The following is a 14,733-nucleotide window of genomic DNA, read 5'->3' on the forward strand; positions in this document are numbered from 1 at the left end:
GGTGGGGGCGGCGGTGGAGGGGGGGGCGGCGGGGGCGGGGGCGGCGGTGGTGGCAGCGTGCAGCTGGTGACCTCCGTCCACGGTTGGCCGCTGCCGACCGGCCCATTGTGGGTGGCGGGGTCATCCCCCTGCGTCCACCAGTTGGCGCGGTAAGCGCGGTTGTTCTGGGTGGCGGTGTCGTCTTTGGAGTAGGCGACGCTGGCCTGCCAAGGCTGGCAGGCGGGCACGGCCATTTGGACCGGCGCTGCCGCTTGCGCCGACAACGGTGCGGCCGAGCCGGCCACGGCCACGGCGGCCGACAGGACCTTCAGCCAATCCAGCCTTCTGGGCCGGGAAACGGGGGACTCATTCATCTGCTGATCTCCTTGACGGGCCGCTCCACGACGGCACAGCCCACGACGCCTCGAATGCTCGAGTGCAGTATTCAAGCCGCATGGTCGCGGTGTCATCGGAAGAAACCAGTATGAGACCAGTAATACCAGTTTGCAGGTGTTTCATGGGTCCGACCGGTATGCAACCGGTCAGATCAGCGCGGGCCTGACGGCGGCTCGACGCGTGGGGACGGGCGGTCGCAGACCATGTACAGCGCCGGGCCGTCGGGCGTGACGATCTCGCGCACGGCCCGAAAACCGGCCTTCTCGTAGCAGCGGATGGCGCGCCCGTTGTCTGGATGCGGGTCGGTCTGGATGCGCGTCACCGAGGGGTCGCGAAACAGCTGCTCGGCCAAGGTGCGGACGAGCCGCGTGCCCCAACCGCGGCCGAGATCGTGCTCGTCCGCCAGCGACTGGTCGATGCCGCGAACCCCGGGGTCGGTCACGTCCTCCCACCAGCCGTCGCCGCTGCCCATCGCGACGTACGACTGGGCATAGCCCAGCGGACGATCGCCGAGCATGGCGATGTAGGGCGTGACCCGTTCTTCGGCCAGTACCCTGGGCAGGTACTTGCGCCGTGTCTCCGCCAGGCTCCGGGGGCGCTCAGCCTCGCCGCCCCACCACCGCACAATGTGCGGCCGCTGCAGCAGGTGCAGTGTTCGACGCCATGCGGAACATAAAACCGAGCCTTTGGCCACCTGGCGTCGTTGCAAATCCTCGCGATGCCACCGGGCATCGCTGTGGTTTGCGCCTCGCCAGACGACCAAATCCATCGGTTTTCTTCGGTTCCGCCTGGCATCAACACTGCACCAGCCATGCAGCATCGCGATGTCGCTGTCGGTCATGGGCCGCAGCCACAACCTGTCGGTGGGCGCGCCGGTCATCAGAAACGCAACGCCTGTTGCACGATGGCCAGGCCCAGCGGCCCGGCGACCCGAGAGAGGAAGGCACCGAAGTCGATGTGCGCAGTGTCGTCGGCCCGGTCGGAGATGCTTCGCACCACCGCCAGCGGCACATCGAAAGCATGGCAAACCTGCGCCACGGCCGCGCCCTCCATCTCGACGGCCAGCGCGTCCGGCAGCGCCTCGCGCAAGGCCTGGCTCTCGGCCGACGTGGACACGAACCGGTCGCCGCTGACGATCAACCCGCGGTGCACGCGACTGGGATGACCGACCAGCTCGGCCGCCTCGGTGCTGCGGCCGGCTTGCGCGATCGCCGCCGCTGCACCACGCGCCACCGCGGCGCTGAACGCCGCATCGACCGGAAAGCGTGCCAGGCCGGTGAGTGGCACTTCGTGGCGAGGGAAGATCGGCGATGCGTCCATGTCGTGCTGCAGCAAGGCGTCGGCCACGACCACATCGCCCACCTTCACGCCCGGGCCGAGGCCACCGGCCACACCGAGGAACAGCACCCGCTGGGCCTGGTAGTGATCCAGCAGCAAGGTGGCGGTGACGGCCGCGGCAACCTTGCCGATGCCCGAGCGCACCGCGATCACCTCGTGCTCACCCAGCCGCCCGAGCCAGAACTCGCGCCCGCCCCGTTGCTCAGTGCGGGCGTCTTCGATCGCCGGCAGCAGCGCGGCGAGTTCTTCGTGCATGGCGGCGATCAGGGCGGTGCGGCTCATGCCGCGATTGTCGGTGTCGCGGCCCGAGACGGCACGCCCACCTCGGCCGCTCAGGCCAGCAGGTACTCCCGGGCCAGGGTGCGGGCCCGGTGCAGGCGGCTTTTCACCGCCGCGGTGCTGTCGCCGACGCGGGCGGCGATCTCGGCGATCGTCAGCTCTTCGAAGTCGCGAAGCAGCAGCACCTCGCGGTAGTGCGGTGGCAGCGATTCGATGGCCGACGCCAGCTCGCGCCGCAGGCCATCGTCGTCATGCCGCGCCAGCCAAGCGTCGACGGCCGCTTCGTCGTAAGGATCGTGGCGCAGCGCCACCCGGCCCAGGCGCCGACATTCGCGCTGCACCGTGCGCAGCAGCCAGCCGGAGAACGCGGCGAGGGCGCGCAGCTGGTGCAGGCGACGCGACAGCACCCACAACGCCTCCTGCACCGCGTCGTCCACATCGCTGACCAGGCAGTGCCGCTGCGCGTAGCGTCGCAGGTCCGGGCGGGCCAGGCGCAGCAAGGCTTCCATCGCCTGGCTGTCACCCTGGTGGGCGGCCGCCAGCAGCGGGCCGTGTTGCTCCATCACGAACGCCATCGCACGCCTTGTGGGTCAGTGCCCCGGGCCGGGCAGCTTGCGCCCGACCATCGCGCACATGGGGCAAAAACCCACCAGGCCCGAGGCGCTGAGGCCCACCGCGCCCGCGGCGGCGATCCAGGCCCAGGGGCCCGACAACACCGCCAGCGCCAGCCCGGCCGAGACGGCGCCGCACGCCACCCGCACCACCCGCTCGCCCGTCGGAACATTCTTCACGTACCACATGCTCGATTCCTTTACTTGGTCGGCTTGGGCACGCCCCCGTGGCGGGCCCATCTCCAAGAGGCGTGATCGATCACCGTGGATTCGCGCCGGCCCAAAAAAAGTTTCAGGCAGCGGTGGCGGCCGATGCAGCCTCGGCGATGCGGGCCAGCATGCGGTGTCGAATCCAGCCGCTCACCGGACGGATCAGCAGCCAGTAGGGCCGCATCCTCGCCATCGCCTGGGCATCGGGGCAGTGGATGCGGGTCACCGTCGACAAACGCGTCCCGTCGCTCTCGGCCGCGGCATGAAAGCCCAGCAGCAGCCGGGCGGTGCCCGGCTCGGCGAACTGGCGAAAGCCCTCGCCATCGCGGATGGGCCGCAGGCCATAGTCGCGCTCCCAGAAGCGGCCGATGAGGCCGTAGACGAGCGTGTCCACGGTCTGCCCGATGAGGGTGAAATCGTCGAAACCGAAAGACGACCGGCCCGACAGCGCGCTCTGAAGGCCCAGCCCCGCGGCCGCGCGGGCCGGCCACTCGCGCATGGCGATGAAGCCGGCGACGAGGCGGTCGTGCTCCGGCCGGTAGGCTGCCGCAGCGGCCAGCACCGCCGCCGGCGAAGCGGTGGCGAAGCGTTCATGGCGCTCTTCGAACTGCCATTGGGGCAGCCAGTCGACGAACGGGTCGTTGGGCGCAGGCGACATCCGCCCAGTGTCGCCGAATGGCGCTTTCGCATACGATGGCCAGGCCGGCGCGCAAGGTGCCGGCCCTCGTCGCTCGGACGGTTCCGGGCGCTTACGTCGACAAGGTACTGACACCATGGCCACCGGCTCTTCTTCCGGTCAGCGCCGCTTTGCGCGCATCGACCGCCTGCCACCCTACGTCTTCAACATCACGGCCGAGCTGAAACTCGCCGCACGCCGACGTGGTGAGGACATCATCGACCTCAGCATGGGCAACCCCGATGGCGCGACGCCGCCGCACATCGTGGCCAAGCTGGTCGAGGTCGCTCAGCGTCCCGACACCCACGGCTACTCCGCCAGCAAGGGCATCCCGCGGCTGCGCCGTGCCATCAGCCACTGGTACCGCGATCGCTACGCCGTCGCGATCGATCCCGAACGCGAGGCCATCGTCACCATCGGCTCCAAAGAGGGGCTGGCGCACCTGATGCTCGCGACGCTGGACCGGGGCGACACGGTGCTGGTGCCCGACCCGAGCTACCCGATCCACATCTACGGTGCGGTGATCGCTGGGGCCGACATCCGCTCGGTGCCGAATGTGCCGGGCGTCGACTTCTTCGCCGAGCTGGAGCGCACCATCCGCGGCAGCTATCCCAAGCCCAAGATGATGGTGCTGGGCTTTCCCAGCAACCCGACGGCGCAGTGCGTCGAGCTGGATTTCTTCCACAAGGTGATCGCGCTGGCCAAGAAGCACGACATCTTCGTGGTGCACGACCTGGCCTATGCCGACATCGTCTACGACGGCTTCCAGGCGCCCAGCATCATGCAGGTGCCCGGTGCGAAGGACATCGCGGTCGAGTTCTTCACGTTGAGCAAGAGCTACAACATGGCCGGCTGGCGCGTCGGCTTCATGGTCGGCAATCCGGACCTGGTCGCCGCGTTGGCTCGCATCAAGAGCTACCACGACTACGGCACCTTCACGCCGCTGCAGGTGGCGGCGATCGCTGCACTCGAGGGTGATCAGCAGTGCGTGAAAGACATCGCGGCCAGCTACCAGAAGCGGCGCGACGTGCTGGCCAAGGGCCTGGCCGAGGCCGGCTGGCCCGTCGAGGTGCCGAAGGCCTCGATGTACATCTGGGCCAAGATTCCCCCGGCCTATGCGCACCTCGGCTCGCTGGAGTTCGCCAAGCAACTGCTTGAGAAGGCCAAGGTGTGCGTCAGCCCGGGCATCGGCTTCGGCGACCACGGCGACGACCACGTGCGCTTCGCACTGATCGAGAACGAAAGCCGCATCCGCCAGGCCGTGCGCGGCATCAAGGCCATGTTCCGCACCGATGGGGCCGCGGGATGACGCCGCCGACGCTCGTCATCCGGCGGGCGCTGGCGGCCGATGCGCCGGCGATCGAACGGCTTTACCGCCAGCTCGTCAGTCATCCGCAGGTGAGCGTGCGGCCCGACCGGCTCGCCGCCCTGGCCAATGACGCCGGCAGCGTCGTGCTCGTGGCCGATCGGAGTGGTGAGGTGTGCGGCACGCTGCTGCTGTGCCTGTGCGCCGATGTGATGTTCGCCGACCAGCCGTTTGCCGTCATCGAGAACATCGTGGTCGACGAGGCCTGCCGCGGCCTGGGCATCGGTGGCCACCTGCTCGCCCACGCCGAGGCCCGCTGCCGCGACGCCGGCTGCAGCAAGATCATGCTGACCAGCGCCGCCTCCCGCACCCGCGCCCACCGGTGGTTCGACCGGCAGGGGTTCGATGGCGAGGCGAAGCGGGGCTTCGTCAAATACCGGCGGCACTTCGCCGAAGCCGCATGAGCACCGACGCCCCCTGGATCGAGGTGGCGCGCCGAGAGCTCGGCGTCGTCGCCGGGCCGGTCGGCCAGAGCAACCCGCGTATCACGGCCTACCACGCGGGCACCAACATCGCCGGTTATGACGACAAGGCCTCGTGGTGTTCGTCGTTCGTCCACTGGTGCCTCGCGCAGACTGGCGTGGCCGGGACCGGCTCGGCCCTGGCCCGATCGTGGCTGCATTGGGGCCGGGCGTTGGCGGCGCCGCGCCCTGGCTGCATTGCCGTGTTGTGGCGTGAATCGCCCGACAGCTGGAAAGGCCACGTCGGCTTCTACCTGCGCCACGACGCCCAGCACGTGTGGCTGCTCGGCGGCAACCAACGGGGCTCGGTGTGCGAAAACGCCTATCCCGTCGACACCGTACTCGCCTTTCGGTGGCCTTTTGAAACGACGAGCGACGCGCCGCCTGCGTCCACGACGACGTGATGTACCGTGGCGTGCCGTTCGATCGAATGCCCTGTCTTCTCACCATGCACTCTTCAGCTCGTTGGCCGCGCCGGACCCCGGCGTGCTGGACCGCCTTGACCGCTTTCACCGCATTGGCGGCCGGTACGCCGTTGGCCTGCCTGGCCCAGGCGATGCCCCCGCCGGGCCTGTACCAACTGGACCAGACCAGCACGTTTCGGTGGACGACGCCCATGGGCGTGATGGAAAAGGTGGAGCAGGTCGATGGCGCCACGGGCCGAGTGACGGTGACCGACAAGTCGCCCTCGGCTCCGCGGCCGGTGGTGACGGTGCTCCCGGGCGATGGCCCCCGGCGTGAGTGCCAGGGGCCCACGGCCTCCGTCGTGGTCGGCAACTGCCGGGCAGAGACCCAGAGCGGTGTGGACACCGTGACGGCTTCGTTCACCTGCGATGGGCGCGCCCAGCGGGTGGTGTGGCGCAAGATCGGCCCCACCGAGTGGGAGAAGACCCTGAAGAGTTCGCCGGTGCCCGGGGGCAGCCCCGCAGGCGGCTTGCCTCCGCAGGTCGCGCAGGCGATGGCGCCGGTGATCGAGAAAATGGAAGCGGCGGCGCGGACGGCCTCGCCCCAGGAAGCCGCGGTGCTGCGGCAGCAGATCGCCGCCATCCAGCGCGGCGGCGGGTCGGCGACTTCGAACGAGCCCGAGGTCGAGAACTTGCAGCGCTGGACCCTGATTTCTCACCAATGCAAGCCGGCAGAGAGTCCCGGGTCGGGCGGCAAGCCCTGATCGGACGAACCTCGCGCACCGTGACGCGCGGGGTTCGGGCGGTCGATACATCTTGATGCGCTTTGCTCCCGGTGGAGCTCGGCCGTTTGCACACGGCCGAGCCATGTGTTCGCACAATCGCGGCGCAACCACACGAGGAGGCTGAGATGAACGTGAAGACGATCTGGAGCTGGGGCGCGGTCGCGTGCCTGGCGTTGATGGCCGGTGGCGTGAGTGCGCAGCAGCAGGCGACGGGGGGCTGGAAGTCGGTGCACGAAGGCGAGGGCACGTACTACCAGTACACCGAGGGGGGCAACTGCAGCTTCCCGCCGCCCACGATGCTGACCGCCGCGATGAACAACACGGACTACGACGGCGCCAAGGCCTGTGGCGGCTGTATTGCGGTCACCAATCCGGCCAATGGCAAGACGGTGCAGGTGCGCATCGACGACCGGTGCCCCGAGTGCGCGCCCGGCGATGTCGATCTCGACCAGGAGGCCTTCGCGCAGATCGCCGAGCTGTGGCAGGGGCGCATTCCCATCACCTGGAAATACATCGCCTGCACCGCGCCGACGCTGTCGCTGTACTTTGACCCGGGTTCCAGCCAATGGTGGACATCCGTCCAGGTGCGGGATCACCGCTATCCCTTGGCCAAGCTGGCCTGGCGCGTCACCGGCAGCGGCAAGCCGTTCGTGGCCGTGCCGCGCGAGCTGTACAACGTCTTCATCCCGGCTGGCGGCATGGGTACGGGGCCATACGACTTCAAGCTGACCGACGTCTACGGCCAGGTGGTCAAGCTCACCAACGTGGCCTTGGCGCCGGGCCAGGTCGTGAAGACCACGAAGCAGTTCCCGCCGCTGGCGGGCGCCAAGCTGATGGAAGGCTCGCTGCTGGGCCAGGCGCTGGCTGAGCAGACGCCGCTGACCGACGACAGCGAGTGAGCGACGACGGCGAGTGAGCGGCGCTCAGTGACCGCCGCTCAACGATCGCCGCTCAACGATCGCCGCTCAACGACTGGCGCTCAACGACCGCCGCTGAGTGGCCCGCGCTCAGCGCCCTGCCGCGCGCGGGGCTGATGGCGGGTGATCCGCCGCGCCCCGCTCGCCAAGGGCGGCAACGCCGCTGGGGTCAGAAGTGGGTCGTCAGCGCATCCACCACGCGGTAGTGTTCATCGACCACCGCCATCCAGCGCCACTTGTCGAAGGTGGTGCAGGGGTGCGAGATGCCGAGCGCCACCCGGTCACCCACCTTCAGGTCCAGCCCGGCGTCGTTCAGGCGCAGATAGGTGTGCTGGTCGTTGAGCTTGTCGATCGACCAGCCGGTGGGTGCGTCCACCGCCTCGCGTTCGCCGGCGCGTGCCAGTTTGGTGGCCACGGGCAGGCCCCAGTCGGTCGAGACATCGCGTTTGCCGGCGTTGAGGATGGCCAGCCCCGGCTCGGGGCGCGACTGCACGACGGTCCACACCTCCAGCGCTGCGCGCAAGCCGCTGGCATCGCTGCAACCCAGGCGCCGATTCACCGCCTGCGCATAACGCCGGTACGCGCCGTCGTCGTGCGTCACATAGCAGCCAGAGCGCAGCAAGGCCTGCATCGGGCGCGGCGAGCCGGCACCGCGAAGGCCGCGGGCCACCAGATCGAACACCGCCGAGCCGCCGGCGCTGACGAGGATCTCGGGCACATCGAACAGCTTCTCCGCATCGCACGCCGCCACCAGGCGATGCAGCCGCTGCATCAGCCCATTGACCAGGGCGGCATCTTCCGTGTCTTCGCCTTTGGCCCAGAGGCCTTCGTACACCTCCACACCGGCCAGGCGCACGCAGGGGCTGGCATGAAGCCGGCGCGCCAGCGCCAGTGCCTCTTCATCAGTACGGGCGCCGGTGCGGCCGTTGGGCAGGCCCAGCTCGACCAGCACTTCAAAGGCGATCGACTGATCGGCTTGCTCGATGCGGGCCAGTTGCTCCACCGAGTCGACGAGGAAGGCCACGCGCAGATCGGGTGTCTGCCGTTGCAGGCTGGCGAGCGCGGCCAGCTCGGCCTTTTGCACCAGTTGGTTCGCCACCACGGCGCGCCGCACGCCCGAAGCCACGCCGATCGTCAGCTGCTGCACGTTGGCGAAGGTGATGCCCCAGGCTCCGGCCGCCAGTTGGGCCTGGAACAACTGCGGCGACATGGTCGTCTTGCCGTGCGGCGCGAGCGCGATACCCGCCTCGTTGGCCAGCCGCTGCATCCAGCTCAGGTTGTGCGTCAGCGCATCGCGGTGCACGACAGCCAGCGGCAGCGGCAACTGGTCGGCCAGCACGTTCCAACCCTGCTCGCCAATTTGCGAGCGGCGCAGGGCAGGCGCCTGGGCGGGATAGCCTTTGAACAGCGGGTCGATCAGGGGGTCGAGGAAGGTGTTCATGGCTTTATTCGACCACAGGGGTGGTGTCGGTCTGCACCCCTAGTGCAGTGTTTGATGCCAGGCGGAACTGAAGAAAACCGATGGGTTTGGTCGTCTGGCGAGGCGCAAACCACAGCGATGCCCGGTGGCATCGCGAGGATTTGCAACGACGCTCGGCGGCCAAAGGCACGGGTTGATGTTCCGCATGGCGTCGAGCACTGCACCAGAGCCTGCGAGCGACGCACGCCCTGCGGTGGTGCAAAGGCGGGGCGCGCCGCGCCAAGACACGATCGTGAGCGCTGAGAACGATTACATGGGGTGTGAATGCTGTCAGACTGTGCGGCTTGATGGCCTGTTCACGGCGGCATGCGGCCGCTTTCGCGACGATGAGCGACGACGACATCGATGCGCAAACCCAACGGCTGATTCAGCGCGGCGAGATCGACCGCGCCGTGTCGCTGGCCCGGGAGCGCTCCAACCACACCACCGGCGCGGCGCGCGGGTGGGCTTTGCTGGCCCTGGCCAGCGCCTGCAACTCGGCCGGCCACTTCTCCGAGGCTTTGCGTTCCGCACTGACGGCCGATGCCCTGTTCACCGAATGCGACGACGCGGCCGGTGCCCATGAGGCCTTGCTGCGCGCGGCGACGGCATTGCGGGCGGCGGGGGATCATGCCGCCGCCATCGAGCTGCTGGAGCGCGTCGAGCAGCACGCGCGCGCTCAGGGCGATGAGCACAAACTGGCGCAGGCCCTGCGGATGATCGGCATCAACAGTTCCATCCTCGGGCGCCACCAGCATGCGGTGTCGTGCCTGACCGAGGCGAAAGCCTTGTGCCGCCGGGTGGGCTCGATGGCCGATCAGATCAACGCGCGGCTCTCGTTGTTGAATGCGCACAACCGCGAGGTCGAGGGCTTGCCCGCCACCGACCTGCTGCGGCGCAGCGTTTGCCGCGGCCTGGTGCCGGCGTGGCAGGCCCTGGCTGACGATTGCGAAGGCCCTGATCACCGGCGCATGCGGGCCATGGCGCTGGGCAATCGGGCCATCACGCTGCACGCACTCGGGCGCGACGAAGAGGCCGCCGCCGAGCTGCGCGGCTTGCTGCCCGAGTACCGGGCCCTGGGCATGCGTCCGAACGAGGGGCTGTGCCTGTCCGAGCTGGGCCACTGCCTGGTCGCACTCGGACGCCACGCCCAAGCACGCGACGAGTACCTGGCGGCGCTCGTGGTGCTGAATGAAGGCGGAACGGTGGAAGACCGGATGGCGGCCCTGGAGGGCTTGGCGCTGGCCGAAGAGGCGCTCGGCCACCCGGCCGCCGCGCTGGCGGCGCTCAAGCAGCTGCGAGCGCTGGAGCGGCAGTGCTCAGCCGATGCCGCGCAGCGTGCGGTCATGCGACGCGAACTGCGCATCGAGCTGGCGCGCCTGACCAGCCAGTGGGCCCGCGAAGCCAGCGAAGACCCCTTGACGGGCTTGGGCAACCGCCGTGCGCTACAGGCCTGGCTCGCCGAACACCTGCCGCGCGTCGATCGAGGCGAAACGCTCTCGCTGGTGCTGCTCGACCTGGATCACTTCAAGCAGATCAACGACCGCTTCGGCCACGGTGTCGGCGACGAAGTGCTGGTCAAGGTGGCCCGGCTCCTCGGGGTGGGCTGCCGGGCCCAGGACCGGGCGGTGCGCTACGGAGGCGAAGAGTTCGTGCTGGCCTTGGCGGGCACGTCGCGCGACGGTGCCACCGATGTGGCCGAGCGGGTGCGACAGGCGGTGGCGGACCACGCCTGGGCCAAGGTGTCACCGGAGCTGCGGGTCACGGCCAGCCTGGGCGTCGCCGATGCCTCCGAAGCCGCCGAGGCGCAGGCGCTCCTCACCTTGGCCGACAAGCGGCTCTACGCCGCCAAGATCGCCGGCCGCAACCGGGTGGTCACGGCGGGTTGAATCAGCCCGGCCTTCAGGCCTGGCCGCCGCGCGGCGGGGCCGCGGGCGGTGTGCCGGCGCCGGTGGCCCCGGCGGTCTTGGGCGCCTGCAGCATGCCCGACAGCGCGTGGGCCATGCCGGTGATGCCCTCGTTGGACAGGCCGGCGTCCTTCATCACCGCATCGACGATGGGCTTGGCGAGCTGGTATTGCAGCGCCGAGTTCATCACCTGCTCAGGAAAGGTCGCGCCGCTGGCTCCCCCGGCGCCAGCGGCACCGCTGTCGGCACCGGGCTGACCCGGCATGCCGTTGACCTGGAAGATGCGGATCGAGTCGATCTTCTCCATCGGCTTGACCGCTTGCTGGATGATCAGCGGCAGTTGCTGCAACAGCTGGGTGCGGATCTGCAAGTCCATCTGAGCGGCCGACAGCGTGTTCAAGGCTTCGTTGATCGCGCGCTTGCCCTCGGCTTCAGCGATCGACGCGGCCTGGCGCGCCTTGGCTTCGATGGTGATGGCCTCGGCGCGGTCCATCGCGGCGTTCTTTTCGGCAGAGGCCGCCACCGTGACGGCGATCGCGTTCTGCTCGGCTTCCTTCGAGGCCTCGATCAGCTGGATCGCCTTCTCCCGTTCGGCCACGGCCACTTGGCGTGAGGTGGTCACGCCTTCTTCGGCCTTGGCCACTTCGGCCCGGGCCAGGTTGGCTGCTGCGTCGGCCTCAGATTGCTCGCGCGACTTGTTGGCGATGGCAATCTGGGTGTCCTGCCGAGCGATCTCGACCTGCTTGCGCTGGTCGGCGCGCTGCACCTCGGTCTTGCGCTCCAGCTCGATCTCGCGCGTCTGCAGCACCAGGTTCTTGTCGATCTCCGCCGAGCGGATCTCGCGTTCGGCCTCGATGCGCTTCTGGCTCACCTGGCGCTCGGCCTCGATCTTCGCCGCCTCGGCTTCGCGGCTGCGCTCGGCCTGCTGGGTGGCGATCTGAGCCGTTTGCTCGGCGCGCGCGGTCTCGATCTCGCGCTTCTGGGTCAGGGTGGCGAACTCCTGGTCCTTCTCGATCGAGAGCTTCTGTCGCGAGGCCTCGAGGTTCTTGGTGCGCACCTGCACTTCAGTGTCCTGCTCGACGTCGTTGCGCTGCTTGCGCCGCGCCTCGGTCTGCTCGGTCAGCCGCGTCAGGCCTTCGGCGTCGAAGGCGTTGTTCGGGTTGAAGAACTGCTTGTCGGTCTGGTCCAGGCTGGTGAGCGACACCGATTCCAGCTCCAGGCCGTTCTTCTCCAAGTCTTCGGCGACGGCGTTCTGCACGGCCTGCACGAACTCGCGCCGTTTGTCCTGCAGCTCCTGGATGGTCATCGTGGCCGCGGTGGCGCGCAGCGAGTCGACGAACTTGTCTTCCACCAGGGCCTTCAGCTCGTTCGGGCTCAGCGTGCGAGCGCCCAGCGTCTGCGCGGCGGTGCTCACCGCTTCTTCGGTCTGTTTCACCCGCACGAAGAAGGCGGCGGTCACGTCGACGCGCATGCGGTCTTTCGTGATCAGGCTTTCGCGCTCGCGCCGCATCACCTCGAGCTTGAGCGTGTTCATGTTGACCAGCACCCGCTCATGGAACACCGGCAGCACGATCGCGCCGCCGTCCATGATCACCTTCTGGCCGCCCAGGCCGGTGCGCACGAAAGCCATCTCCTTGGTGGAGCGCTTGTACAGGCGCGCGAAGATCACGCCGATCGTCAGCAGCGCAATCAGGATCAGGGCCGCCATGCCGCCCAGCTGGATCAGGTTGTCCATCGTCAAAGTCCCTCCCTCTCAAACATCGAACGTCAAAAGCACCGCCGTGTCACAGCACGGTCGGATAGGGGTTGCGAATGCAACGGTAGAAGCTGCCGACCTTGCGAACGATCAGCACCTCGATGCCATCATCGAAGACCTCGTCGTCCACATCGGGTTCGACCATCAGATAGTGCGTGCGGCCATGGCTGTCGCGCACCCGGGCCTGCGCGGCCAGGCCGCGCCGGGCCACGCCGCCGCTGATCACTCCGGTGCGTCCGATCAGCGTTTGCTCACTGACGGCGCTGGTCTCGTCTCGCGGCACGAGGTGGGCGATCAAGGTGCCCAGGGTGCGCACCGTCACCAGGCCCGGGGGCACGGCCAGCAGGCCGGCGATCCACGCGGGCAGGTAGACGCCGAACAAGCCGTGCACCACCGCCTGCAGGCTGTAGCCGAAAAGCGCATAGCCGGCCAGGAACAGAACCAGCAGCACCAGTGAGGGCACCTGGCCCAGATGCAGCCAGCCGAGCACGCGGTCCAGGCCGGTGTCGACGTCCGTCGCGTCGACGTCCGGCACCAGGTGGTCCAGCAGGCTGCTCGGGCTCAGTGAGACGAGCATCCCCAGGCCCTCGATCAGCGCCAGCGCGATGATCAGCGCGAAGGCGATACCGAAGGGTAGGGTTTCGGCGGTGATGAACAGGCTCACGGGCGGGGGGCTTTCACAGCTGCGCCTTCCATTGCGCGAGGCGCTCTTCAATCTTGTTCTGGCGCACCAGCTCTTCCAGTTCTTTCAGCGAGGCCGCCTGCTGCAGTGTGGCGCCGGCGGCGGCCGCGTTCAGGCCGGTCTGGCGAAGGTGCACGCGGTCGAAGGCTTGCGTGGCCGCGGCCATGCGCTGGTCTGCCGGGCCTTGGCCCGCCGTGCGGCCTGGCGCGACGTGGGCGTGGGCCGCCTGGCGGCTTTTGCGGAAATCGGCGAGCGCAGTGTCCATCTCGCGCCGCTTGGCCAGCAGGGCCTCGACGTAGCCGCGCAGCTCGGCCTCCTGGCGCGCCAGTTCGGCGAGGGTCGATTCCAGCACCGGCAGCTGGGCCTCGATGTCGAGTTGCCGGGCGACGGCCACGCGGGCCAGGTCTTCGCGCTGCTGGGCCAGGGCCTGGTTCAGTTGCTCGCTCAAGACCTCGTGCTGGCGGTTCAGATTCAGGTGCTGCTGCTGCGCGAGGTGCCGGTTCGCCGAGGTGGTGCCCAGCTCGTGCCGCACGTCGGCCACCACGCTGTCGGCCTCGCGGATGGCCTGTTCCATCATGGCTTCAGGGGCCTGGTCTTCCAGGCGGTCCAGCAGCGCGTGCACGCCACCGGCGATCACGCGGCCTACCCGGGTCTTCAGTGAATCGGCCATGTCAGGCTCCCTTGGGATTCAGTGTCTTGAGGGTTGAGGCGAGCTGGATGGTAGCGGGCATGTGCCGCTTCACCACCTCGGGGTCGTACGCGGCCGCCTCGTCGGTCAGGCCCTGGCGCAGCAGCGCCTCGGCCAGTGCAAAGGCGCGCCGCACCATCGCGTCTTCCAGCTGGGCGGCTTGCGCCGCGTCGGCCGGGGTTTGGCTGATGGCCAGTGCGAGCGTGCTGGCCAGTTGGTCCAGCACCGCATTGAGCACCTCGGAGTGGCGCCCGCTCGTGCCTTCGACCCGCACCAGCGCGTCGCGCAGGCGGCCCACCAGATCGCGCGACCAGGCGTGCGCCGCCACGAAATCGAAGGCGCCATCGTGTTGGCGTTTGAGTTGACCGAGCAGCACGCGCAGCTTGTCGCTGTTGGTGGTGGCCCCTTCAACCTGCAGCTGGGCCAGCCACAGATAGAGGTCACTCGGGATGCGTGCGGACAGCGGCTCCATCGAGACGGTGGTGCTGACCATGGGGTGAATGCCTTCGTGTTCCGTTGAACACAATTGTATTCAAACGAATTCGCGTGTCAACACCCTCGACACGAACGCGCCCGGGCGTTAGGGCGTGTTCACACGACGGAGCCCCGATGCGTTGCCACCAGAACCGGTCGAGCGCAAGGCGCAAAACGAAGCCGGGGTGCGGCCCCGGCGAGGCTTTGCAACGCTGCGGGCGGCTGATTCTGGTGGCAACCCTTCGGGAACGGGCCGTCCAGGGCGCATGGCGGCGTTGCCCAACTTGCCCAGGCACCAGCCTGGGCGGCGTCGGGCGCCTTGCCCTGCATCCCTGGACAACCCGT

The 14,733-nt window shown here is 68.7% G+C and carries 17 protein-coding genes; 6 read left to right on the forward strand and 11 right to left on the reverse strand.

All coding sequences use genetic code 11. The annotated features are described in order from the left end of the window. The 6 genes from AACH06_RS29410 to AACH06_RS29435 all read right to left on the reverse strand — a co-directional run. A partial coding sequence (locus AACH06_RS29410) for a carbohydrate-binding protein (RefSeq protein WP_341429388.1) occupies positions 1 to 353 on the reverse strand: 353 nt, incomplete at its 3' end. A gap of 173 nt (positions 354 to 526) precedes the next feature. Next, positions 527 to 1,216, reverse strand: a complete 690-nt coding sequence (locus tag AACH06_RS29415) for a GNAT family N-acetyltransferase (protein ID WP_423222102.1) — start codon at positions 1,214 to 1,216, stop codon at positions 527 to 529. 38 nt (positions 1,217 to 1,254) lie between these two features. Further along, a complete protein-coding gene (locus AACH06_RS29420; protein WP_341429389.1) occupies positions 1,255 to 1,995 on the reverse strand; it encodes a 5'-methylthioadenosine/adenosylhomocysteine nucleosidase in 741 nt (246 codons plus the stop codon). A gap of 50 nt (positions 1,996 to 2,045) precedes the next feature. Then, on the reverse strand, positions 2,046 to 2,567 hold the full coding sequence (locus AACH06_RS29425; RefSeq protein WP_341429390.1) for an RNA polymerase sigma factor: 522 nt from the start codon (positions 2,565 to 2,567) through the stop codon (positions 2,046 to 2,048). 15 nt (positions 2,568 to 2,582) lie between these two features. After that, entirely contained in the window at positions 2,583 to 2,792 is a 210-nt protein-coding gene (locus AACH06_RS29430; RefSeq protein WP_341429391.1) for a YgaP family membrane protein, read from the reverse strand. 103 nt (positions 2,793 to 2,895) lie between these two features. Further along, the gene (locus tag AACH06_RS29435) at positions 2,896 to 3,471 is read right to left on the reverse strand and encodes a hypothetical protein (RefSeq protein ID WP_341429392.1); all 576 of its coding nucleotides are present in this window, start codon (positions 3,469 to 3,471) and stop codon (positions 2,896 to 2,898) included. A 115-nt stretch (positions 3,472 to 3,586) separates the two neighbouring features. Here AACH06_RS29435 and alaC point away from each other — a divergent pair, with 115 nt between their 5' ends. The 5 genes from alaC (at position 3,587) to AACH06_RS29460 (ending at position 7,404) form a co-directional block, all read left to right on the forward strand. After that, the gene (gene alaC / locus AACH06_RS29440) at positions 3,587 to 4,798 is read left to right on the forward strand and encodes an alanine transaminase (RefSeq protein WP_341429393.1); all 1,212 of its coding nucleotides are present in this window, start codon (positions 3,587 to 3,589) and stop codon (positions 4,796 to 4,798) included. Further along, positions 4,795 to 5,259 (forward strand): GNAT family N-acetyltransferase, encoded by a 465-nt coding sequence (locus AACH06_RS29445; RefSeq protein WP_341429394.1) that lies wholly within the window; start codon positions 4,795 to 4,797, stop codon positions 5,257 to 5,259. The genes alaC and AACH06_RS29445 overlap by 4 nt, the downstream gene beginning before the upstream one ends. Continuing rightward, entirely contained in the window at positions 5,256 to 5,720 is a 465-nt protein-coding gene (locus tag AACH06_RS29450) for a TIGR02594 family protein (protein WP_341429395.1), read from the forward strand. The genes AACH06_RS29445 and AACH06_RS29450 overlap by 4 nt, the downstream gene beginning before the upstream one ends. A gap of 95 nt (positions 5,721 to 5,815) precedes the next feature. After that, on the forward strand, positions 5,816 to 6,484 hold the full coding sequence (locus AACH06_RS29455; RefSeq protein ID WP_341429396.1) for a hypothetical protein: 669 nt from the start codon (positions 5,816 to 5,818) through the stop codon (positions 6,482 to 6,484). Positions 6,485 to 6,630: 146 nt separating this feature from the next. Beyond that, a complete protein-coding gene (locus AACH06_RS29460) occupies positions 6,631 to 7,404 on the forward strand; it encodes an expansin EXLX1 family cellulose-binding protein (RefSeq protein WP_341429397.1) in 774 nt (257 codons plus the stop codon). Positions 7,405 to 7,591: 187 nt separating this feature from the next. Here the strand turns inward: AACH06_RS29460 and AACH06_RS29465 are convergent, their stop codons facing one another. Next, the gene (locus tag AACH06_RS29465) at positions 7,592 to 8,863 is read right to left on the reverse strand and encodes an amino acid deaminase (protein WP_341429398.1); all 1,272 of its coding nucleotides are present in this window, start codon (positions 8,861 to 8,863) and stop codon (positions 7,592 to 7,594) included. A 365-nt stretch (positions 8,864 to 9,228) separates the two neighbouring features. On the opposite strand from AACH06_RS29465, the gene AACH06_RS29470 reads away from it, so the two are divergent. Continuing rightward, positions 9,229 to 10,770: a GGDEF domain-containing protein gene (locus AACH06_RS29470; RefSeq protein WP_341429399.1), complete on the forward strand. Its 1,542-nt coding sequence runs from the start codon at positions 9,229 to 9,231 to the stop codon at positions 10,768 to 10,770. Between the two features lie 13 nt (positions 10,771 to 10,783). Here the strand turns inward: AACH06_RS29470 and AACH06_RS29475 are convergent, their stop codons facing one another. The 4 genes from AACH06_RS29475 to AACH06_RS29490 are packed head-to-tail and all read right to left on the reverse strand — an operon-like array spanning position 10,784 to position 14,407. Further along, on the reverse strand, positions 10,784 to 12,523 hold the full coding sequence (locus AACH06_RS29475; RefSeq protein WP_341429400.1) for a flotillin family protein: 1,740 nt from the start codon (positions 12,521 to 12,523) through the stop codon (positions 10,784 to 10,786). Between the two features lie 49 nt (positions 12,524 to 12,572). After that, a complete protein-coding gene (locus tag AACH06_RS29480) occupies positions 12,573 to 13,208 on the reverse strand; it encodes a YqiJ family protein (RefSeq protein ID WP_341429401.1) in 636 nt (211 codons plus the stop codon). 13 nt (positions 13,209 to 13,221) lie between these two features. Further along, complete coding sequence (locus tag AACH06_RS29485) at positions 13,222 to 13,896, reverse strand: PspA/IM30 family protein (RefSeq protein WP_341429402.1); 675 nt, start codon at positions 13,894 to 13,896, stop codon at positions 13,222 to 13,224. 1 nt (position 13,897) lies between these two features. Next, positions 13,898 to 14,407 (reverse strand): hypothetical protein, encoded by a 510-nt coding sequence (locus AACH06_RS29490; protein WP_341429403.1) that lies wholly within the window; start codon positions 14,405 to 14,407, stop codon positions 13,898 to 13,900. Positions 14,408 to 14,733: the final 326 nt, after the last annotated feature.

It is taken from the genome of Ideonella lacteola (assembly GCF_038066555.1).
GTDB lineage: Bacteria > Pseudomonadota > Gammaproteobacteria > Burkholderiales > Burkholderiaceae_C > Ideonella > Ideonella lacteola.